We start from the raw sequence: 22,719 nt of genomic DNA on the forward strand, positions 1-22,719 counted from the left end.
TCTTTTTTGTTTTAGCAATTAATTACCTAATTTAACATCAATCACTTCAATATTATCTTTACCACCATAGATATCGTACCAAGGTGTTGCATATTGTTTTAATATCTTATTGAGATGCTCAACATTTTCACGACCAGTTTGATCTAACCAAAGTTTTAAACCTTCTTTGCCTCCATTAGCATAGGCCGCAACACCTTCAAACCATGTTGCTCTACCTCCAAGGATGCCGCTATATTTAGCGCCATTTTTACCAGCAAAAATAAGTTCTTGGTGGAAGGTCTTTGTTGGTACGCCAGCACTTAAATAGATAAAAGGGCGGGTTGCTACTTCACTTGCTTGTTTAAAATAGTCAGCAGCTTGTTTTTGTGTGTAAACAACTACATTGTTGTCGTTAAAGCCTTCTACATTCTTAAACAATACGGGAACTTCGACTTTTAAAATATCAATATAATACTGCTCTTTAGTGAACTCTTTTATTGTATTGATGACTTTTTGAGGTTTAATTTTTGCAAATTCAGGACTTTTATCATCGGTTATCACGTTATCATATACAATCGGTTCAACAAATACAGGAATATCAGCAGCTCTAGCTTCATTGCCTAAACGTTCTAAAAAAGCATGTTTTTTGTCTAAAATATCTTGAGGATCATCTGGATTATAATAAACCAATACTTTTGCAGCATCGGCACCTTTTTTTATTAGGCGTTGTAATGAATCCTCAGGCAAAATATCGGGTAATCGTCCTGGAGTACTAGCATCATATCCTGTTTTTTCGTATGACATGATTAATCCAGCATTGCTATTTTTAGCTGCCATGCCTTTAAAACCATATTCTTCATCTAACAATATTGCACTAACATATTTAGTTAATTCTTGAGAGATAAGTTCTTTAAATTCATACACCATATCGATATGATAACGATCTTTCCCCACAGCAGATTCCATCATTTTAACCATTGAACCGCGTTGATCGATCGCTAATGCTGCAATAATACCATCTTGGTTTGATAACTGCTGCATACGTGTAAATTTACCACGAGAAATACATTTTTTCGCCATTTTATAGCTCTCCGTTTAGTAAGATGTGTTATTGTAGTTTTTTTATTTGGTTGTTTATTAATCATTTGTGCTAGTTTTAACGATATGCATAATTTTAATAAATTCAATTGTTGTGTAATGGTATTATTGATCAAATAATTCATGTATGAGCTATCGATTGTATCTTATTTTTTTAATTCGATAATTTCAAAATAGTCGATTACTATTTTAATGGTTAAATTATTCTTATTTTGTAAGAAAGTTTTATTAAATTGTACATTTCAGTGTGGATGATTAAATAATCAATGTTATTTAATGAAATTGTGAAATTACTCATATTTTTCAAAAATAATTAGTTTAGAATGATAAGTAATCATGTTTTAACTTTAAAATTATTTAGGAGAAAAAATGAAAGCGGCAGTTATTAAGCAAGAGTGCGATGGTAAAGTCGAAATCAAAGATATTTCTATTCGTTCTTTAGAAGCAGGAGAGGCCTTAGTTGATGTTGAGTATTGTGGCCTTTGTCATACTGATCTTCATGTTGCAGCTGGCGATTTTGGTAAAAAACCAGGTCGTGTTATTGGGCACGAAGGTGTAGGAATTGTGATTAAAGTTGCCCCAGATGTAAAAAGCTTAAAAGTTGGTGATCGGGTTAGTATTGCTTGGTTCCATGCTGGTTGTGGTACTTGTGAATATTGTATTTCTGGGCAAGAAACGTTTTGTCGTAATGCATTAAACTCAGGATATACTGTTGATGGAGGCATGGCAGAGCAGTGCATTGTTAAAGCTGATTATGCGGTTAAAGTGCCAGAAGGGCTCGATCCTGCACAAGCAACAAGTGTAACTTGTGCTGGTGTGACTACCTATAAAGGTATTAAAGTGGCTGCTACTAAACCAGGACAATGGCTTGCAGTATTTGGGATTGGCGGTTTGGGAACACTTGCTGTCGAATATGGTAAAAAAGTGTTTAATAATAAAGTGGTTGCTATTAGTAACAGCGATAGCCAATTAGAATTATGTAAAACACTAGGTGCTGATTTGGTCGTTAATCCTAAAAAAGTTGAGGATGTGGGCGTTTATATTAAAGAACACACTGGAGGAGGAGTGCACGGTGCTGTTGTAACTTCTGTGACTAAAACAGCATTCAATCAGGCCATCAATTCAGTAAGACCTTTAGGGCGTGTGGTCGCCTTAGGTTTACCTTCAGAAAATATGGATTTAAGTATTCCTAAAACCGTGTTAGATGGTATTCAAGTTTTAGGTTCATTGGTTGGAACTCGTGAAGATTTAGCAGAAGCATTTCAGTTTAGTGCAGAAGGAAAGGTCGTGCCGATAGTTGAAAAAAGACCGTTGGAAGATATCAATGATATGATCGACGAAATGAAAGCAGGTAAAATTCGAGGTCGTATGGTTGTTGATATGAAAATGCAGAAGTCTAAATAAATTAACCTTATTTGTAATTCAAAAAGCTGGCTATATGCTGGCTTTTTTATAAATAAAAAAATTATTTATTTGATTTATCGGTGTTTTTATGTAAATGATGTTAATCTTTTCTTGTTATTTTATAAATAAATCCATATCATAATCAGATTTTGCTAATTAATTTTATATGTTTCAAGAGGAACTTCATGGCAGATCATAATTTAGAGAATAATTTGCGCAAGGATCTTGGTTTAGTTTCTGCATTATCACTAGTCGTTGGAATGGTTTTAGGTGCAGGAGCTTTTATGAAACCTCCTGCTGTGTTAGAAGTTGCTGGTGATTATAATTTTGCGTTGCTAGCTTGGGTAATAGGTGGTGTATTTTCTATTTGTGGTGGTTTAACTCTTTGTGAACTAGGAGTCATGTTTCCTCGAACTGGTGGAATGTTAGTATATTTAGAAAAAATTTATGGAGCAAAAGTTTCTCATCTTTATGGTTGGATGATAACTGTCTTATTTGCGCCTTCACTTATTGGAGCACTAGTCGGGTATTTTAGCTCAGTATTTTGCTTATTATTTCATATCAATGATGCTTATCGAATGGCAGTGAGTGCTGGCGTTTTAGTGTTTATTGCAACAATCAATGCAGTTGGCATTAAACAAGCAGGTTATTTGCAAACCATTGCCACTATATGCAAACTCATTCCAATACTATTATTAGCTATATTTGGATTATGGAAAGGTAGTGGACAAGTGGTATTGTTCAGTGCTAGTGGGCAAGGGATTGAAAGCTATGCGCCTTTTGCTGTTGCTATTTTAGCTACTTTATTTGCGTATGACGGTTGGGCGCAAGTCGCATCGGTAGCTGGTGAAATCCGTAATCCGTCGAAAGTTTTACCCCAAGCCATAATTTTAGGCATAATCTTCCTTGTTGTAGTTTATGCTTGTATTAATATTGCATTATTCAAAATTTTTCCTGTTAAAGAAATGGTATCACTAGGACATGATGCTTCAGCGGTTGCTTCACAGCGGATGTTTGGGCATTTTGGTGGTAATTTAGTTGCAGTTGGTATTATGGTTTCCATCTTAGGTGGTATTAATGGCTATATTATGACGCTATCTCGTACAATTTTTAGCATGGGAGAACGAGGGACTATTATTGGTGCTAGTTATTTAAGTACTATTGATGAAGAAAGTCGCTCACCAGTTAATGCGATTATCGTTTTAGTTATTTTTTCTTTTTTATATTCAACGCTTCTTGATGCAGATCGCTTATCAGAAATATCAATGTTTTCAATTTGGGTGTTTTATTTACTAACGTTTATTGGTGTAATAATTGCTCGAAGAAAATACCCAAATGTGACTAGAACTTATAAAATAATTGGTTATCCGATTATTCCTATCATCGCTATGTTAGGTGCAATATATGTTATTTACGGAATGTTAATTTATCAAACCGTAAATGGTATAGCTTCAATAGTGGTCACCTTAATTGGTTTGCCTGTGTATTACTATTATCATATAAGAAATAAAAATAAAGAGCTATCACTTGGCGAAATGAAAAAATATGATACTAGCACTAAATATATGATCGTTACGGTTTCAATAAGTATCATTTTGGGATTAATTGTTTATGGTTATATCGTTAGTGGCAAATGATAAGAATAGTTAATTATTAATTTAAATTCTAAAATCAATACAATAAATAGGCCGGCTAATGTCGGTTTATTTTTTTAAATAAAAAGTTAAATATAATTTGAAACCAAGCTATAAATATTTTGATCATGAAAAATACCATTAAGATATTCAGCTTGTTTTAATCGCCCTTCATAACTAAATCCACATCGTTTAGTGACTTGCTTACTTTTTAGATTAGCTACTGAACACTTTATAATAAAGCGTTTAATTATTCGTTCTTGGGCATAAAATTGGGTAAGTACTTGGATTGCTTGAGTCATAATCCTTTTTCCTTGTGCTCTGCTATCTAACCAATAACCGATATAAGCAGTTTTATTCGCTTTATCGATTTGATTGAAGGAAAGTAATCCAACAGGAATACCTTCGAGTAAAATCACATAAATTTTTGATTGATCTTGTCGATGTTTAACAAAGCAATCATTTAAAAAATTTGCTGTATCAACTTCTTATCACGAAGTTAGGCCATGCCATAAACTGACTAAAATAATTTCGATTAAAATTAATAATATTGAATAATTCTGTTGCATAATTTTTTGTCGCAGTTTTTAAACAAATATGTTCATTAACACTGATAAAGTCTTGGTTATTACTAATCATTTTTAACCGTTTAAAGTACATCTACGAGAAAACTGCAATTGTAAATGATGCCAGATCTATCTATCTGGCATAATGATATTATAATATTAATGACTAAGCATTATTGTTTTTTAGGTTTGACCCAATAATTATAAGCAACTAATAAAGCAAAAATACCGATTATAATAATCATTATTGCATCTTTATTTAACCAGTTAGCCATATTACCAAGAATAATTCCTATTCCACAAAAATCTACATCCGAAAACGTGGTATTTGCAAAACCAAGTGCTCCTAATACTGGTAATAAAATAACCGGTAAAAATGTGACAAGTAAACCATTAGCAAATGCACCAAGCATTGCACCTCGGCGACCACCCATAGCGTTACCAAACACTCCTGCTGTTGCACCACAGAAGAAATGGGGAACTACACTAGGAAGTATAAGTACAGTATTTAATTTACCTAAAATAAATAGACCTACTAATCCGCCAAGAAAGCTAAATAAGAAACCGATCAAAACAGCATTTGGTGCATATGGGAAAACAACAGGACAATCTATGGCAGGTTTGGCATTTGGAACTAATTTTTCCGAAAAACCAGTAAATGCAGGTACAATTTCAGCAAGAATAAGTCTAACACCCTGCAGAATAATAAAAACGCCTGCTGCAAAGGTAATAGCTTCTATAATAGCATAAACGAGATAATTATCGCCTTTACTTAAATTTGTTTGAACATAATCAGAACCCGCAAATATGGAAAGAATTAAATAAATGATCATCATCGTTAATGATATAGAAATTGAACTATCACGTAAAAAGCTTAAATTTTTAGGTAAATTCATATCTTCAGTTGAACGAGAATTTTTACCGAATAATTTACCAATATAACCAGCTAGTATATATCCTAAAGTACCAAAGTGACCAAACGCTACATTATCATTTCCTGTAATTTTACGCATTTGTGGTTGAGCTAAAGCAGGGAAGAAAGCCATAATTAGACCTAATACCAATGAACCAGTAAATACTAATTGCCAACCATCAAAATCAGCAACTTTTAAAATAATACTGATCATACAAGCCATGTAGAAAGTATGATGGCCAGTTAAGAAAATAAATTTTAAACGTGTAAATCGAGCCACTACGATATTGGCAATCATACCAAAAGCCATAATTAATGCAGTTGCTGTACCATACTCATTTAAGGCCATAGAAACAATGGCTTCGTTATTAGGTATAATTCCTTGTAATTGAAAAGATTGTTCAAACATTATACCTAATGGAGTTATAGCACTGATAAGTACATTAGCACCACCGCTTAATACTAAAAACCCCAAAATTGTTTTGACAGTCCCTTTTACCGTATCAGCAAATGATTTGCGTTGGACAATAAGCCCTGCCATAGCAATAAAGCCAACTAGTATTGCTGGCGTTTTTAGAATATCAACAATAAACTTTATTATTTCTTGGATCATAGTAACACCCCATCATTTGATTAGTGTTTTGCAAAAAATTCAACAAGTTTATTTTCTAAATCATTGATATCAATAATGTTATTAAGGATAACTAATTTGTCAGCAGGAATTCCCGAGCTGGTTGCTAAATCTTTTGCTATGACAAATACATCAGCTTGATCTGGAGTTGCAGAAGCAAGATCGGCATGAGTTACTTCTGCATCAATATTTAATTTTTTTAATACTTTTTTTATATTCATTTCAACCATAAAACTACTACCAAGACCTGAACCACAAACTGCCATAATTTTCATTTTGTTTATCCTTCTATTGAGTTTAATTAAATTTAATAGTGATTGATAACAGACAATATTTGAGCAGGGGTTTGTGCATTGAAAATTTTCTGGATATCATTTGTTTCACCAAATAGTGCTGCCAATTTAGTTAATATTTCAATGTGGCTAGTACTATCACTTGCTGCTAATAAAGTAATTAAATACACAGGATCATTTTCTTCTGAATTAAATTTGACTCCTTTTTTTACTAATAGCATTGATAGGCCTAATTGGTTTACGCCTTGTTCTGGTCTAGCATGAGGCATGGCAATACCTGGAGCCAATACATAGTAAGGTCCAATTGATTCATGAAGATGAAAAATTGCTTGAATATAATCAGGTGAAATATTTTTATTTTTTAACAAAGGTTTTGCACAAAGTTGTATTGCTGCCTTCCAATCATCGACTGAATTAACAATGTTGACCGTTTGACTTGTTAACCATTTTGCTAACATTTTTTCTCCGCTAAATTATATCTTACTAAGAAACTAACACACAGCGTAATAATAGAAATAAAAAAAAATAAGAAATGTGATAGCGCTATCAAAATTGATAATTTTTTTAATTATTATGTGATGTAGGTAACATTTTTAATGAATTAATCAAATAATATTATTTAACATAGTTGTATTATTTAATTAATTGTGATTTAAAAGGATAGATACCTAATTTCATGTATAGTTATTATACCTCTTGTTAATTTGCCATTGTTGAAAGTTAATTAGGATGAAAGATGCAGGATATAAAAAACGTAAAAGTAATGGGCAGATTATTTTATTTGATGTTGCTAAATATGCTGGTGTTGGAACTATGACAGTATCTCGTGCTTTAAAAACACCAGAGCGAGTCTCTAATAGACTTCGGGGAAAAATTCAATTAGCTGTCGATGCTTTAAGTTATAAACCAAATATCGTAACTAGTTTGTTACATTAGCATCTGTTAATCAAGTTATTGCAGTTATAACAATAAGATCCATGATCACACAATTCAAATATTAATTAATACGTTACAAATAAGCCTAGCAAAAGAAGGACATACCGTATTGATCATTGAGTCTTATCACTACTTTAAATGTGAATCATAATTATTAAATACACTATATAGCCATAACATCGAGGCAATTTTGCTTTTTTATATTGAAAGGGATGATTTTATTCGACAGGTGGTTCTGAAAAAAAACTGTTCCTATTATAAATATTGGTAAGCAATATGATAAATTAATCAATATGAATGTTGAACTGGATGATAGTTTAGCAATGTATATGTTGTCGGAACATGTAATTAAAAAAGGTTATCGATATATTGGATTGCTTTGAGCTAACGAGCAATACTATCTTTTTCAACAACTTTTACATGGCTGGCACAAAGCAATGCTAAATAAAAAATACTCAAATTGACAGTTTTTTCACAAAATTGGTCGGCGAGAGAGGATTCGAACCTCCGACCCACTGGTCCCAAACCAGTTGCGCTACCAAGCTGCGCTACTCGCCGTTGGAAGCGCATAATACTGCGCTTCCTAAAAAGTGTCAATACCTACGATAAAAATTTATTCTGCTATGTCCTTATTTCGGTAAAGGTGCTGGTGTTTTACCAATTCGTTGATAAAATTCAATGACGAAATCTTCGTAACGTTTATTCGCAACAGCTTCACGAATTTCAGCCATTAAGCGTTGATAATAACGTAAATTGTGGATGGTATTTAAACGTGCACCTAAAATTTCACCGCACTTATCTAAATGATGAAGATATGATTTAGTATAATTTTTGCAAGTATAACAATCACAATGAGGATCAAGCGGAGTAGTGTCGTCTTTATATTTTGCATTACGAATTTTAATCACCCCATTTGTGACAAATAAGTGACCATTACGTGCATTACGGGTTGGCATCACACAGTCAAACATATCAATACCTCGACGAACACCTTCAACTAAATCTTCAGGTTTACCCACGCCCATTAGGTAACGAGGTTTATCGGCTGGTAATTGTGGGCAAGTACCCTCCAAAATTCGATGCATATCAGCTTTAGGCTCTCCAACAGCTAATCCACCAACAGCGTAGCCATCAAAGCCTATTTCGGTCAATCCTTTAATTGAGATATCACGTAATTCTTGATGTATTCCGCCTTGCACAATACCAAAGAGTACATTTTTGTTGCCTAATTCATCAAAACGCTTTCGGCTACGTTTAGCCCAACGTAAAGACATTTCCATTGATTTTTTGACATAATCCCAATCAGCAGGAAACGGGGCACATTCATCAAAAATCATCACAATATCAGAACCAAGATCATATTGAATTTCCATTGAAACCTCAGGTGATAAGAAAATCGAATCACCATTAATTGGATTACGGAAATAGACACCTTCCTCTTTGATTTTGCGAATATCACCTAAACTAAAGACTTGAAACCCTCCCGAATCGGTTAAAATTGGGCCATGCCACTGCATAAAATCATGTAAATCACCATGCTTTCGCATGATTTCTTGTCCAGGTCTTAACCATAAATGGAATGTATTGCCTAGTAATATTTGCGCTCCAGTTGCAGTAACCTCTTCTGGGGTCATGCCTTTTACTGTGCCATAAGTGCCAACAGGCATAAATGCAGGTGTTTCAACAGTATATTCGACTCCACGACGATCGAATTTCATACGTCCTCGACGAGCAAGTCCATCGGTATTGTCTAATTCAAATTTCATTTTTTAGTTAACCTCTTGCGACCAAATAAACAGTTTGGCGAGAATTATTGTTATAATACGTTATAGTATCATTAATTTGCGGTATTAGTTTATCGTGCTAGTTCTCAATAAACAATATTTGATAAGGATTTAAGGCTTTTGAGGTATATTGATTTATTTTTAATATCATGTTTTTCAATTATTTTATTAGTTGGTTGTCAAAATCAAAATAACGAGGTTGTACTAACTATTACATCAGAGCAAATTAAACATTTATCTGAACAAGATATAGAGGCTATTGGCGCACAAGTGTGTGCTGATTCAGATAAACGATCTGTTATTGCTAATGATAATAGTTGGCTCAACCAAAAACTTGAAAGGTTAACCGGAACGCTACCTAAAAAGATTAATAATATTGAAGTAAATTATAAAGTTTATTTAAATACAGATCCTAATGCATGGTCAACTGCTAGTGGCTGTATTCGCATAAACAGTGGGTTAATAAAATTATTAAACGATAATGAATTACAGGCAGTTTTAGCTCATGAACAAGCACATATTGCTCTTAAACATGCTATAAAATCATTTAGACTAGCCCCTTACGTTGAGATAACCAATAATGATGTAGTTATTCTTGTAAAAAAAGAGGTTGCTCAACAATATGAGTTTGAGGCCGATCATTATGCTTTGGAGTTATTAATGAGCAGAAATATAAATCCAACAGGGCTTGTAACTATGTTAAAAAAAATGCCCATTCATTCAACAAATAATACAACAACATCACATCCATCAAATATAAAACGTATTGATCGTATTTTAGAAAAATTAGGTACTATATAAGTATTTATATAGATAGGTTTAATATAGCCAATAAAGTTTGAGCTTAGTTTGATTTTATTGACTACTTTCTTGATATTTAAAATATTTTTAATTTTGTGCTGTAATAAACATAGCATCACCATAACTAAAAAATCGATAGTTTTCTTTAACGGCATGTTGGTAAGCCTTCATGGTATTTTCGTAACCAGCGAAGGCAGAAACAAGCATAATCAAAGTTGATTCAGGTAAATGAAAATTGGTTATAAGTGAATCAATGACCTTAAATTGATAGCCAGGATAAATAAAAATTTGGGTATCGGCAAAAAAAGGTGCTATTTTCCCTGTTTTTTGTGCTGCACTTTCTAAAGCTCGAACAGAAGTTGTTCCCACAGCAATAACTTTTTTGTTTCGTGCTTTACATGCTAACACCGCTTCCACAACAGTTTCCGGCACTTCAGCATATTCAGAGTGCATAATATGGGTTTCAATGTTTTCAACCCTAACTGGTTGGAATGTTCCTGCTCCAACGTGTAAAGTGACAAATGCCATTTCGACGCCTTTCTGTTTTAGTTTTTCTAATAAAGGTTTATCGAAATGAAGACCTGCCGTGGGTGCAGCAACGGCTCCTGGCACTTTACTATACACTGTTTGATAAACTTCCCAATCTTGTTCATTATCAGGACGATCAATATATGGCGGTAATGGAATATGACCTATTTTATTTAAAATACTAAGAACATCATTTGGAAATTGCAATTCAAATAAAGCATCGTGACGTGTTAGCATGGTAACCTTAATAGGGTCATTTTCACCTAATATTAGTTCAGCACCGGCTTTGGGTGATTTGGATGCCTTAATATGCGCAAGGGCTCGGTTATTATCTAATATTCTTTCAATTAATACTTCAATTTTTCCACCCGAAGCCTTTTTTCCATATAGGCGAGCAGGAATAACTTTAGTATTATTAAAAATAAGTAAATCCCCAGGATTGATTTTATCAATAATATCAGTAAAAACATTATCTTCAATTTTACCTGTGTGACTATTAAGTGATAAAAGTTTACATGCACTTCTGGTTTCTGAAGGATGTTTGGCAATTAGCTCTTTTGGAAGATAAAAATCAAAGTCGGATAGCTGCATAATCATGTTCCTCAAAAATGAGGCACTAGTCTAAATCCCTGATAATGTCTAATCAAGTAATTATTTGTTGATTATTAAGAAAGTTGCGTTAGAATTTAGCCGCCTAACGGAAGTTAGGCTATTTAAATTTGTATTAATGTAAGGAAAGAACTATGAATAAACATCAAAAAACATTGTTAGCTGCATTTCCTTTAGTTGCTGCAATGTCACTAGTTGGTTGTAAAAATATGAGTGTAGATGACTTAACTAGTCTTGGCATGAAAGGTTTGAAAGCTGCTACTCTAAGTGATAATGATGTGAAAGCATTAAGTCAACAATCATGTGCTGAAATGGATGCACAATCAAAAATTGCTCCAGCAAAAAGCGCTTATACTAAACGATTAAATAAAATTGCTAAAGCGATTGGGAATAATTTAGATGGAACAGCAATTAACTATAAAGTATACATCACTAAAGATGTTAATGCATGGGCAATGGCTAATGGTTGTGTTCGTGTTTATAGTGGTCTAATGGATATGATGACTGATAACGAAATTCAAGGCGTTTTAGGTCACGAATTAGGTCATGTTGCTTTAGGTCATAGTAAGAAAGCAATGCAAGTTGCTTATGCAACCGAAATTGCACATGATGTAGCAGCGTCATCAGGTAATGCTGCAGTAGTCTCACTATCAAAGTCTAAATTAGGGGCTTTAGCATCAGCAGTAATTCACTCTCAATTTTCACAAAAACAAGAACAAGATGCGGATAATTATTCATTCGATTTCTTAGTTAAGAAAAAAATTAATCCAGCAGGACTTGCATCTGCATTTGATAAATTAGGTGGTGGTGACGCTTCAATCTTAAGTAGCCATCCATCTTCAGCTGATCGAGCAAACAATATTCGTAAAAGAATTGCTGAACTTAAAAAATAAGTACAGTAATTTTTAATCTAAAGCGCTATTAATAGCGCTTTTTTATTTGGTACCAAATAACTTAAATTGACAAGTTAAGGTCAAATCTTAAGGCGTGGAACAAATGGATGAAATTAAAAGGCAGTTTTGGAACAGTCAATTTTTCTATTCTTACCGCGACAATTATAGAGGGCGTATTTAGTAACTAATCAAGGACATTAACAATGCTGTTTAGTTTGAAAATATGAAATTTTTAACCATAACGTTAGGTATTTCGCCAGAGTTATTGCGTAATGCACAGCGTTTCTATCGATAAGTTGCTCATATCCATGATGAAATGGCTAAAGGTAGTATGGCTATTTATATAGGTGTAAATAAATTGCAAGAACAAATAGACATTATAGAAAAAGAACTTCTACCTGCATTAGAATCAAAAACTAAAAAGATTGAGAAAAGTTTTGAAGATACATGTATAGTTTTATAAATCTATTCTGACTGAGTTATTGGAATTATCCCAGTTGAAACTGGGGATTCATTAATAAGCGATTTATTGCTTATAGGAAGATAAAAAATGAGCAAATCTCCCAATAGCGTCTTCTAGTTGACCGGAATGAGGTAAAGCAACAATTCTAACGTGATCCGGTTTATGCCAATTAAAGCCGGTTCCTTGTACAAGTAATACTTTTTCTTGTAACAAAAAATCTAATACAAGTTTTTGGTCGTTATGGATGTTGAATTTTTTCTGATCTAATTTTGGAAATAGATACAAAGCACCTTGTGGTTTAGTACATGAAACCCCAGGGATTTCATTAAGTAAACGCCATGCCAACATACATTGATCATATAAGCGACCTCCAGGAACAATAAATTCATTGATGCTTTGGTAGCCTCCTAGCGCTCCTTGAATAGCATGTTGTAATGGCACATTGGCACATAAACGCATTGAAGCTAGCATATTTAAGCCTTCAATATAGCCTTTTACATGGTTTTTTGGACCACAAAGCGCCATCCAGCCTTGCCTAAAACCAGCAACTCGATAAGTTTTTGATAGGCCACACATGGTAATGACAAATAAATCGGGTGCCAATGCGGCAATTGAATAATGCACTGCATCATCATATAAAATTTTATCGTAAATCTCATCAGCGAAGATGATTAGATTATTTTGACGAGCGATTTCAGCGATCTCAAGTAATACTTCTTTACTATAAACAGCGCCTGTCGGGTTGTTAGGATTAATAATTACTATTCCTTTAGTGTTTGGAGTTATTTTCCGTTTAATATCTTCAATATCAGGTGACCAATTTGCTTCTTCATCGCAAAGATAGTGCACAGCGCTCCCTCCAGACAAACTAATAGCCGCTGTCCATAATGGGTAATCGGGCATAGGTACAAGTACTTCATCACCACTATTTAGTAAAGCCTGCATGGATTGAACGATTAATTCTGATACACCATTACCGATGTAAATATCTTCAACATCTAAACTATTAATTCCGCGAGCTTGATAATACTGCATGATTGCTTTACGGGCAGAATAAAGGCCTTTAGAATCGGAATATCCTTGTGAGGAAGGTAAGTTTCTAATCACATCAATTAATAATTCATCAGGCGCAGCAAAACCGAAAGGCGCTGGGTTACCAATATTGAGTTTCAGGATAGTTTGACCTTCTTCTTCCAGTCGTTTTGCATGCTCTAGAATTGGACCACGGATATCGTAACAAACATGATCCAATTTTGTGGATTTCGAGAAATTTACCATAAGTTGCTCTTTTTAGTTCTTGTGTTTACATTTTTACTGAAAAAAACAATCTACTCCTATTTCGATAATTTTTGAAGATGCTATTATAGTTAGCTCAATAAATATTATTTAATTGTCTATTTTTTGTGCGGAGTAGTGTTATGAAAACCATTTTAACGGTAATTGGTAAAGATCAAACAGGTATTATTGCTGGTATTAGCCAAAAGTTATATGAATTAGATATTAATATTTTAGATGTCAGCCAAACTATCATGGATGAGTATTTTACGATGATTATGTTACTTGACCTATCTAAAATTAATGTGTCATTTGATGAAGTAAAAACTGTGTTGATGCAAACAGGTGAAAATCTAAAAGTTAAAGTTAATCTTCAAAGAGAAGAAATTTTTGATGCTATGCATCGTTTATAATATTAATTCTATATTTTAATAAAAGGATAATACTAATGGAAACAAAACAGATCCTCGAAACCATTAAAATGATTGAGGAAGAAAAACTTGATATCCGCACAATAACCATGGGTATTTCTCTTCTTGATTGTATAGATAGTGATGGTGAAAAAGCACGCCAAAAGATTTATAACAAAATTACACGTCTGGCAAAAGATCTTGTTAAAGTAGGTGATCAGATTACTTCAGAATTCGGTATTCCAATAATCAATAAGCGTATTTCTGTTACGCCAATATCTTTAATTGCCGGTGCTAGTGATGATAAAGATTATGTAGCGTTTGCTAAAACTTTGGACGAAGCGGCCAAAGCAGTTGGTGTTAACTTTATTGGTGGATTTTCAGCACTGGTACAAAAAGGTTACCATAAAGGGGATGAAATTTTAATTAAATCAATTCCCCAAGCACTTGCACAGACTGAACGAGTTTGCTCTTCGGTAAATGTTGGCTCTACACAAACGGGGATCAACATGGATGCAGTAAAGCAAATGGGAAATGTCATCAAAGAAGCCGCGCAATTAACAGCTGATAATAGTAGCATGGCCTGTGCTAAGTTAGTTGTGTTTGCTAATGCTGTTGAAGATAATCCATTTATGGCAGGTGCCTTTCATGGCGTAGGGGAAGCTGATTGCGTCATTAACGTTGGTGTCAGTGGTCCTGGTGTAGTTAAGCGAGCACTTGAAAAAGTCAAAGGTCAGCCATTTGATGTTGTAGCTGAGACTATCAAAAAAACTGCATTTAAAATTACTCGTATGGGGCAACTGGTTGGTAAAGAGGCTTCTGAACGTTTAGGCGTTAAATTTGGTATTGTCGATTTATCGTTAGCTCCAACCCCAGCAATTGGTGATTCGGTTGCACACATTTTAGAAGAAATGGGATTAGAAGCAGTTGGTACACACGGTACAACTGCAGCACTAGCTATGCTAAACGATGCGGTTAAAAAAGGTGGAGTAATGGCTTGTGGCCATGTTGGCGGATTAAGCGGTGCATTTATTCCTGTTTCGGAAGATGCTGGTATGATTGATGCTGTAAATAACGGTGCACTTAATCTTGAAAAACTAGAAGCAATGACCTGTGTTTGTTCCGTTGGACTGGATATGATTGCAATTCCAGGCGATACGCCAGCTGAAACTATTTCGGCTATTATTGCAGATGAGGCTGCAATAGGGGTGATTAACCACAAAACAACAGCTGTGCGAATTATTCCAGCCGAGGGATTAAAAGTAGGAGATAACATTGAATTTGGTGGTTTACTTGGCCATGCTCCCGTTATGTCAGTAAACAAATTTAGTTCATGTGATTTTATTAATCGAGGTGGAAGAATTCCCGCTCCAATTCATTCATTTAAAAACTAATATATTTATTTCTCTTATTTCGCCTACACTAAAATAGGCGGAATATCAAAAATTAATCTGTTTGTCATTTTCGTAAAATACATTTTTAATTCCTACTCAATAATTGTTTCAACATAATAATCCCTATGATGAGCAATATCTTGGATATTATTTGGTATCAAATCCATTCGTTTCTTTTATCTTAATTTCCTAAAATTAGTGATATCAAATTAGTAATGATTTATTTCACGAAATAGCAAATTATTAACATTTTTATAAAGTTGCAGATCACATTATGATGGAGGACGAAATGGGAAATGAATCTAACGGGCAAATGTTTTTTGAAGATTTGATTCTTTTAGATAAAAACTTTCAGAATACTAATCAATTTTTCGATTTTACGTTTCCTATTTTAAAAAGTGGTGGCTATGTGAATCATTCCTTTTTAGGCGCAATAAAAAAAAGAGAATCATTATTCCCAACTGCACTACCAACAGAACCTTATGTTGTTGCAATGCCCCATACTGATGTTGAGCATGTTATTAGACCTTTTATCTATTTTGCTCGAGCTAAAGGTACGATTCCATGGTGTGAAATGGCTAATAATGACAATGTATTAAGAGCTAATTTTGTCTTTTTACTCGGATTTAATCAAAAAAATGAGCATATTGATTTATTGCAAAAGTTGATAACCTGTTTTGTGAATTCACATTTTTTAGAAGCACTTTATTACGCAGAAACTAAACATGAAATTTTTACACTGTTGACGTCGAATATAAATTTATAAGGAGGCATTATGAAAAAAGTTATTGTTGCATGTGGCAGCGGAGTAGCTACATCACAAACCGTCGCTAGTAAGGTTACTCGTTTACTAAAAGAACGTAACCTTGATGAGATAAAGGTGGAAGTAGTTGATCTTAAATCTGTTGATACTCACATTAAAAATAGTGCTGCTTATATAGTGATAACTAAAATTGAAAAACAGTACCCTATTCCCGTCATCAATGGTATTGCATTTTTAACAGGGATAAATATGGAATCAGAACTACAAAAAATTATCGATGCCTGTAAGTAGGAGTGCAGTTATGGGGTTTCTAGAAACAATTATAAATTATATTTTGAACTTGGGCGCACCAGTTTTTGTACCATTCATTATGCTAATTGCTGGTTTAATTGTGCGTATGAAATTTAGAGATAGCGCTTCCGCTGCTATTACTTTAGGTGTTGCATTTGTCGGTATGAGTATGTTGATTGGATTTATGGTTGGTGCTATTGGTTCAGCAGCGCAGACCATGATGGAACGAACTGGTATTGAACTTAGCATTGTTGATGGTGGCTGGACTACTATGGCAAATGTATCTTGGGCTTGGCCGTATGCTTTTCTTATGTTTCCTTTGCAAGTAGGAGTCAATATTTTAATGCTAGTCTTAAAAAAGACGGATACTTTTAACGCTGACTTATGGAATGTGTGGGGGAAAATTTTTACAGCTTTTATTGTTGTTGCTGTAACTACTCCAATTTTAGGTTCTGTTATGGCTTTAGCTGTTGCTTTTATTATTACTACTTTGCAGATCATACTAGAACTTAATTCTGGTGATATTAATCAGCATCGAATCGAAAAACTAACCAGTATTCCTAGTGTAACTTGTACTCATAGAATGTTGTTTTTCAGTGCAATTTATTATCCTTTTGATCTGTTACTACGGAAAATACCTATTTTAAATAAACCGATGGATGCAGCAACATTACGCTCAAAGATTGGCGTATTTGCTGAAAATCATGTTATTGGATTTTTATTAGGTGTTACTTTTGGGATTATTGCTGGTTATGATGTTGCAGCTATTTTAATGCTTGGGGTACAAGCTGCTACTGCTCTTATGTTATTTCCAATGATCTCTAAGTTATTTATGCAAGCACTATCGCCGATTTCTGAGGCGATTAGTGATTATATGAATAAACGTTTTGCTGGTCGCAAATTATTTGTTGGTTTAGATTGGCCATTTATGGGGGGGGCGAGCGAGATTTGGTTTACAGTAATAGTTGCTATTCCTTTTACCTTAATTTGGGCTGTTATTTTACCTGGTAACAAAATTCTGCCTTTTGCTGGTATTATTAATGTTGCTCTTATTGTTCCTGCTTATATTCTAACTAAAGGAAACACATTGAGGATGGTAATTTTGGCCATTATTGGAGTGCCATTCTTTTTATTTATCGGAACTCAATTTGCACCGATTATTACCAATTTGGGATTAATCACTAAAGCTATTGATATTCCATCTAATCAGTTAATTTCAAATAGTTCTATTGATGCACCTGTTTTTACCTATGCTTTTTCATTTATTTGGCAATGTTTGCAAGGTTATTTTGTGCCATTGATTTTTACTGTTTATTGGTGTGTGGGTTATTTCTTTTATGCACGTGAGCTACGAAAAGAAGTCATACAAGATGTAGCGAAAAAAAATAATGAATAAATGAAAGTTAAAGTATTCGTTGAACATAATTTGCAGTAAATCTGATAGTAATGTTAATTACCATCAGGCAACGAACGATAAGGTAATTATTATATGGTTGTCGATAAGCGAATTCATGCTGTATTAAAAGCATTAATTCATAATCCAAACATTAGTGGAGTTGAACTTCAATCTGAATTTGGGCTAACCCGCAAACAGCTTAGTTACACCGTTAAGAAAATTAATGATTTTCTTGAATCATCTAATTTTGGGTTAATTAGACGATTTAAGACTGGTAAATTTAGTGTTCCAAAATTAGTGATCGAAACATTTAGGGATGAACCAGTATCTCTTGCTATTGGACGTTATATTTATTCAGAAGATGAACGTATTCATTTGCTTCTGTTTTTTTTGTTAATTAGAACAGGAAGGTTGTCATTAATACATCTTTCTTCGTCTCTTACTGTCAGCCAAAATACAGTTATAAATGATATTAAAAAAGTACAAGCAATGATTGTTCAATATCATTTACAAATCAGCTATGACCGTGAGAATGGATATCGTATCATCGGTGATGAAATCGACAAACGTTATTTGTTACTAAAATTGATTCGTAGAATTATCAGTATGCCAATAGCTGATAAAATTTTTAGAGAAAATGAGATTATTACTCAAGGGCATTTAGAACAAGTAGGACAGGTTTTTAGTGAAATAGAAAGAAAATTGAAAATTGTTTTTACTGATGAGCAGTTGCAAGAGTTGACTTATTTTATTTGTTTTATACTACAGCGAATAGAAACAGATAAAAAAATTAAACGTTTACCTGAAAATTATGCTGAAGCTGCCAATAGTCGAGATTTTCAATTATTGAAAAAGTTGATCAAAAAATTCGGTATTACAGATATTAATGAACAAATTTTTTTAATGGTATTAGTTCAAAGTTCCAATATACAAACAATATCTGATAAATATTTTCATTTAGATGCGGTATTGTTAGAAAGTGTCGTTGATGTTATTAATAATTTTGAACGGATCAGTTGTATAGCTTTTCAAGATAAAAGCGAACTGATTGAACGTATATATCAGCATTGGAAACCAGCTTATTATCGTATTCGTTATCATATTAACAATATTGATAGTGTATATGGCATCGTATTACAAGAGTTTGGTCATTTACATGAAATGGTTCGAAAAGCGATTTGTCCTTTTGAAAAAATTTTACATTGTAATATGCCAGATGAAGAGGCCGCTTTTATTACTGTATTATTTGGTGGTTGGTTAACTCGAGAAGGTTTGATCAATCAAATTAAAACTAAAAAGATAGCTATTTTTGTTTGTGAAAATAGTGCAACTGTTTCAACTTATCTTTATTTAACTTTACAAGTGTTACTCCCGGAATTACATTTTTCTGATGTTATGTCTAAACGTGAGTTTGAAAAATATAATCACTATTACGATATTGTTTTTTCTACCTCATATTTATCTACCGATAAATTGTTATTTATTGTCAATCCTTTACTTAATAATTCCCATAAAAATGCTTTTCGAAATCAAGTGATTGGTGCTTTACAAGGTATTGATCAGAGCATAATTCAAGTAGAAGAACTTATGTTAATTATTGAAAAATACACCAATATCAAAGATCAAAAAGCCTTACAAAAGGAATTAACTGCATATCTTTATAACGATGAAGTGAATGATAACCCAGTACGAATAGCACAACAGGAAGTTCCCTCATTAGCCGATTTAATGCAAAAAGAACATATCAATATTACAGAAAAGGTTGATATAACATGGCAAGAGGCATTGGCATTGGCTGCTCAGCCACTATTAAATAACCAATCCATAGAAAGTTATTATCTTGAAAGAATGGTTAATAAAATCCAATTTGAACAACCTTATATTATGTTGGTTAATGGCTTAATTATTGCTCATGCTGGTATTGATGATGGTGTGAATAAAGTTTCTATGTCTCTACTTAAATTATCTGAAAAAATCAATATTTGTGGTTATATGAAGGCTGATTTAATTGTTGTTTTAGCAACAAATAATCCACAAAAACATCTTAAAGCACTTGCCCAATTAAACGAATTATTAGAATTAAATGAAGGCGCAACTCGCATACGAAATGCCAAAAATAGCAATGAAATCTGGGAATTATTTACCAATTATCAATGAAATATTTTGTCAAAATAGGAGTTATAAAATGTTAGAAACACAAAAACAATACGTGGTCGATATGGCTAAAAAATCTAGTGAGTGGGGATTGTGTAAACATAAAGCCGGTAATTCTAGTGTTCGTGATAAAGAAACAGGGTATGTACTTGTTACGCCAACAACAATTGATAAAAAATTGTTAACAATTCGGGATATAGTTGTAATGGATCTTGATGCAAATGTTATTGAAGCTGATTCTGGATTGAGACCAACGAGTGAATGTTTAATGCATCTTGAGATTTATAAAGCTCGCCCAGATATTTTTGCTATTTCGCATACTCATTCTATTTTTGCAACTTCATTTGCTGTATTAGCTAGACCTATTCCCGCTGTTGTTTATGAATGTGCAATTCTTAATTTAAAAGATAGTGTTATTCCTGTTGCACCCTATGGAAGACCAGGAACTCCAGATCTTTCAAATAGCGTTATAGGATCCATAAAAAGAGCTGATGCGATTCTGATGGAAAAACATGGTGCTATTGCTGTAGATAAAGACCCTTATGAAGCTGTATTAAAAGCCGCTTATATTGAAGAAATGGCTGAAATTTACTATCACTCTCTGCTTATTAATGGAGGCAAAGATCCCGGAGGATTCTCTTCAGAGGAGTTACAAAGCTGGGCGTATCCTTCGCAAATTAAGTTTAAAAATAATTTTTAGTCTATTAATTTTAATGCGTTAATTGAAAAACAGTGAGTAACGAAAGGTTTTTATTTTAAATGTGCTAGAAGTTGTTTGAGTTATTAGGCATTTTTAATATTATTTGTAAATTTATTTTATCTATATCTTTATAATAAATCCGCCAATATCATCGGCGGATCTTTTTTTATTGGGTTTGAATATATTCATTCATGAATTTCAAAATATACGCCATTGAAACCGAACCAGGATCCATATGACCAATTGCTCGTTCACCTAAATTTTTAGCTCGACCAAATACAGCGATCATTTGTTTCGTTTTTTCTGCGCCTTCCATAGCTGATTGTGCTATTTTAGGTAGTGCATCATTTAACTTCAAAGTAGTTAATAGACTTGCTGTTGTTGCACTAGCGGCTAAGGCATCAACCATGGTCTTATCTCCAGGTTTAGCGTTGCCACGTTGATAAACAGCCTGCCAACCTTCATTAAGTAGTTTTGATAGTGCATTGGAATCAAATACTGTGATTCCAGTAATACTTTTTCCTCCCGCTCTAAATAAAGTACCAAAAATTGCCCCTGAGGCTCCGCCCATACTTGTCATTAATTTTGTGCCAATTTGGATAAAAAAATCACCTATATTAGTTGGTTGAAATTTTTCATCTTGTAGTAACGCAATGATCGCAGCGAATCCACGTTTCACACCGATGCCATGGTCACCATCTCCCACAATTTGATCTAAAGATGTTAATGTTGGCTCACTTTCAACCATTTTTTCGGCAGTGAATAACATCATTTTGCGAATTTGTGATAAATTCATTTTATTTTCTCCATCCTAGTGTTTTGCAAGGTAAATCATAAAGATGTTGAAGTTCTTCATCTAACTTCATTAAGGTAATTGAAAAGCCCGACATTTCAAGCGACGTACAAAAATGACCAACAACAACATCGTGGCTGATTATGCCTCGATTATCAAGTTCAATACCTACTTTACGTGTTATGACGAACAGCTCGGTATTACTAAGTGCGCCCAAATTGTTAATTAGTACACACACTCGGTCGCCTTTTTTAAAAGGTAAATCATCACAGAGGTGGTTTATCATATCTTTAACAACCTCATCAGATGATGTTATCTCTTGCCGGCGTAATCCCGCTTCACCATGGATACCGATACCAATTTCAATTTCGTTATCTTTTAACTCAAAATTGAATTTACTGGACTGAGGTAATGCGCATCCATCTAGGGCTACCCCTATAGTACGAACATTATTGTTAGCTTTTGATACTACTTGATGAAGACTTTCTAGATCGTATTTTTCAAATTGTGCCGCAGCACCAGCAATTTTGAATAAAAACATAATACCCGCTACACCTCGACGATCGGAAATCTTTGATAATGGCGCTGAAGCAATATCATCAGTAGCACGAATTGTTTTAGTAATAATATTGTTTTCAGCCAGTATTTCAGCTGAAATATCAAAATTCATTCCATCTCCAGAATAGTTGCCATATAAAAATAGTACACCTTTTCCTTTTTCTATAGTTTTGGTTACTTCAATGATTTGATCTGGTGATGGGGATGTGAAAACTTCACCAACAGCACAGCCATCAATACCGCCTTTACCGATGAATCCAGCGAAGGTTGGTTCATGCCCACTGCCACCGCCCGAGACAATAACAACTTGATCGCTTGCAATATGGTTGCCGTAAACGGCACAATGATCTGAAATTGCAGTTAATTTTCCTTGATAGGCATAAATTAACCCTTGCATAACTTCTTGTCTTACATTATTTGGATCATTAAGTAGTTTTTTTGGTTTGCGCATTC

22 protein-coding genes, 1 tRNA gene and 1 pseudogene are annotated in these 22,719 nt (G+C 33.7%); 13 read left to right on the forward strand and 11 right to left on the reverse strand.

Annotated elements, in window-relative coordinates; translation table 11 throughout:
* Nucleotides 1–18 precede the first annotated feature (18 nt).
* Nucleotides 19–1,059: a tagatose 1,6-diphosphate aldolase gene (locus tag A9G43_RS00570; protein WP_065605780.1), complete on the reverse strand. Its 1,041-nt coding sequence runs from the start codon at nt 1,057–1,059 to the stop codon at nt 19–21.
* Nucleotides 1,060–1,446: 387 nt separating this feature from the next.
* On the opposite strand from A9G43_RS00570, the gene adhP reads away from it, so the two are divergent.
* Nucleotides 1,447–2,481: an alcohol dehydrogenase AdhP gene (adhP, locus tag A9G43_RS00575; protein ID WP_065605782.1), complete on the forward strand. Its 1,035-nt coding sequence runs from the start codon at nt 1,447–1,449 to the stop codon at nt 2,479–2,481.
* A gap of 185 nt (nt 2,482–2,666) precedes the next feature.
* Complete coding sequence (locus A9G43_RS00580; protein WP_065605784.1) at nt 2,667–4,118, forward strand: APC family permease; 1,452 nt, start codon at nt 2,667–2,669, stop codon at nt 4,116–4,118.
* An 86-nt stretch (nt 4,119–4,204) separates the two neighbouring features.
* Here the strand turns inward: A9G43_RS00580 and A9G43_RS10615 are convergent.
* The 4 genes and pseudogenes from A9G43_RS10615 to A9G43_RS00600 form a co-directional block, all read right to left on the reverse strand.
* Nucleotides 4,205–4,582: pseudogene (locus A9G43_RS10615) on the reverse strand (GNAT family N-acetyltransferase); the annotation flags it as partial.
* Nucleotides 4,583–4,854: 272 nt separating this feature from the next.
* Nucleotides 4,855–6,207 (reverse strand): PTS ascorbate transporter subunit IIC, encoded by a 1,353-nt coding sequence (locus tag A9G43_RS00590; protein WP_065605786.1) that lies wholly within the window; start codon nt 6,205–6,207, stop codon nt 4,855–4,857.
* A gap of 20 nt (nt 6,208–6,227) precedes the next feature.
* Nucleotides 6,228–6,500: a PTS sugar transporter subunit IIB gene (locus A9G43_RS00595; RefSeq protein WP_065605788.1), complete on the reverse strand. Its 273-nt coding sequence runs from the start codon at nt 6,498–6,500 to the stop codon at nt 6,228–6,230.
* 32 nt (nt 6,501–6,532) lie between these two features.
* Complete coding sequence (locus tag A9G43_RS00600; RefSeq protein ID WP_065605790.1) at nt 6,533–6,976, reverse strand: PTS sugar transporter subunit IIA; 444 nt, start codon at nt 6,974–6,976, stop codon at nt 6,533–6,535.
* A 271-nt stretch (nt 6,977–7,247) separates the two neighbouring features.
* Here A9G43_RS00600 and A9G43_RS00605 point away from each other — a divergent pair, with 271 nt between their 5' ends.
* Nucleotides 7,248–7,454 (forward strand): LacI family DNA-binding transcriptional regulator, encoded by a 207-nt coding sequence (locus A9G43_RS00605; RefSeq protein ID WP_065605792.1) that lies wholly within the window; start codon nt 7,248–7,250, stop codon nt 7,452–7,454.
* Nucleotides 7,455–7,935: 481 nt separating this feature from the next.
* Here the strand turns inward: A9G43_RS00605 and A9G43_RS00610 are convergent.
* Both A9G43_RS00610 and tgt read right to left on the reverse strand, forming a co-directional pair.
* Nucleotides 7,936–8,012: transfer RNA gene (locus A9G43_RS00610), tRNA-Pro, on the reverse strand.
* A gap of 71 nt (nt 8,013–8,083) precedes the next feature.
* Nucleotides 8,084–9,220 carry a tRNA guanosine(34) transglycosylase Tgt gene (tgt, locus tag A9G43_RS00615; RefSeq protein ID WP_065605794.1) on the reverse strand — a complete coding sequence of 379 codons (1,137 nt, stop codon included), beginning with the start codon at nt 9,218–9,220 and terminating at the stop codon, nt 8,084–8,086.
* A gap of 138 nt (nt 9,221–9,358) precedes the next feature.
* Between tgt and A9G43_RS00620 the strand changes: the two genes are divergently transcribed.
* Nucleotides 9,359–10,039, forward strand: a complete 681-nt coding sequence (locus A9G43_RS00620) for a M48 family metalloprotease (protein ID WP_065605796.1) — start codon at nt 9,359–9,361, stop codon at nt 10,037–10,039.
* A gap of 87 nt (nt 10,040–10,126) precedes the next feature.
* On the opposite strand, the gene queA is transcribed toward A9G43_RS00620, so the two are convergent.
* Nucleotides 10,127–11,158 carry a tRNA preQ1(34) S-adenosylmethionine ribosyltransferase-isomerase QueA gene (queA, locus tag A9G43_RS00625; RefSeq protein WP_065605798.1) on the reverse strand — a complete coding sequence of 344 codons (1,032 nt, stop codon included), beginning with the start codon at nt 11,156–11,158 and terminating at the stop codon, nt 10,127–10,129.
* A 152-nt stretch (nt 11,159–11,310) separates the two neighbouring features.
* Here queA and A9G43_RS00630 point away from each other — a divergent pair, with 152 nt between their 5' ends.
* Nucleotides 11,311–12,069: a M48 family metallopeptidase gene (locus tag A9G43_RS00630; RefSeq protein WP_065605800.1), complete on the forward strand. Its 759-nt coding sequence runs from the start codon at nt 11,311–11,313 to the stop codon at nt 12,067–12,069.
* 316 nt (nt 12,070–12,385) lie between these two features.
* Complete coding sequence (locus tag A9G43_RS10950; RefSeq protein ID WP_176701673.1) at nt 12,386–12,532, forward strand: hypothetical protein; 147 nt, start codon at nt 12,386–12,388, stop codon at nt 12,530–12,532.
* A 63-nt stretch (nt 12,533–12,595) separates the two neighbouring features.
* Here the strand turns inward: A9G43_RS10950 and A9G43_RS00635 are convergent, their stop codons facing one another.
* Nucleotides 12,596–13,810 carry a pyridoxal phosphate-dependent aminotransferase gene (locus tag A9G43_RS00635; RefSeq protein WP_065605802.1) on the reverse strand — a complete coding sequence of 405 codons (1,215 nt, stop codon included), beginning with the start codon at nt 13,808–13,810 and terminating at the stop codon, nt 12,596–12,598.
* A gap of 140 nt (nt 13,811–13,950) precedes the next feature.
* Here A9G43_RS00635 and A9G43_RS00640 point away from each other — a divergent pair, with 140 nt between their 5' ends.
* The 7 genes from A9G43_RS00640 to A9G43_RS00670 all read left to right on the forward strand — a co-directional run bounded on the left by A9G43_RS00640 (nt 13,951) and on the right by A9G43_RS00670 (nt 20,915).
* A complete protein-coding gene (locus tag A9G43_RS00640; protein ID WP_065560430.1) occupies nt 13,951–14,220 on the forward strand; it encodes an ACT domain-containing protein in 270 nt (89 codons plus the stop codon).
* 35 nt (nt 14,221–14,255) lie between these two features.
* Nucleotides 14,256–15,611 (forward strand): PFL family protein, encoded by a 1,356-nt coding sequence (locus A9G43_RS00645; RefSeq protein WP_065590648.1) that lies wholly within the window; start codon nt 14,256–14,258, stop codon nt 15,609–15,611.
* A 289-nt stretch (nt 15,612–15,900) separates the two neighbouring features.
* Nucleotides 15,901–16,377 (forward strand): PTS sugar transporter subunit IIA, encoded by a 477-nt coding sequence (locus tag A9G43_RS00650; protein ID WP_176701674.1) that lies wholly within the window; start codon nt 15,901–15,903, stop codon nt 16,375–16,377.
* 9 nt (nt 16,378–16,386) lie between these two features.
* Nucleotides 16,387–16,665, forward strand: coding sequence for a PTS sugar transporter subunit IIB (locus tag A9G43_RS00655; RefSeq protein WP_065605804.1), 279 nt, complete (start codon nt 16,387–16,389; stop codon nt 16,663–16,665).
* Between the two features lie 10 nt (nt 16,666–16,675).
* The gene (locus tag A9G43_RS00660) at nt 16,676–18,061 is read left to right on the forward strand and encodes a PTS galactitol transporter subunit IIC (RefSeq protein ID WP_065605806.1); all 1,386 of its coding nucleotides are present in this window, start codon (nt 16,676–16,678) and stop codon (nt 18,059–18,061) included.
* Between the two features lie 93 nt (nt 18,062–18,154).
* On the forward strand, nt 18,155–20,218 hold the full coding sequence (locus A9G43_RS00665; protein WP_065605808.1) for a BglG family transcription antiterminator: 2,064 nt from the start codon (nt 18,155–18,157) through the stop codon (nt 20,216–20,218).
* 28 nt (nt 20,219–20,246) lie between these two features.
* On the forward strand, nt 20,247–20,915 hold the full coding sequence (locus tag A9G43_RS00670; RefSeq protein ID WP_065605810.1) for a class II aldolase/adducin family protein: 669 nt from the start codon (nt 20,247–20,249) through the stop codon (nt 20,913–20,915).
* A gap of 166 nt (nt 20,916–21,081) precedes the next feature.
* On the opposite strand, the gene dhaL is transcribed toward A9G43_RS00670, so the two are convergent.
* Both dhaL and A9G43_RS00680 read right to left on the reverse strand, forming a co-directional pair.
* Entirely contained in the window at nt 21,082–21,711 is a 630-nt protein-coding gene (dhaL, locus tag A9G43_RS00675) for a dihydroxyacetone kinase subunit DhaL (RefSeq protein ID WP_065605812.1), read from the reverse strand.
* Nucleotide 21,712: 1 nt separating this feature from the next.
* Nucleotides 21,713–22,717: a dihydroxyacetone kinase subunit DhaK gene (locus A9G43_RS00680; protein ID WP_065605814.1), complete on the reverse strand. Its 1,005-nt coding sequence runs from the start codon at nt 22,715–22,717 to the stop codon at nt 21,713–21,715.
* Nucleotides 22,718–22,719 lie beyond the last annotated feature (2 nt).

The sequence above is a fragment of the Gilliamella sp. Occ3-1 genome (assembly GCF_001690655.1).
Taxonomy (GTDB): domain Bacteria; phylum Pseudomonadota; class Gammaproteobacteria; order Enterobacterales; family Orbaceae; genus Gilliamella; species Gilliamella apicola_P.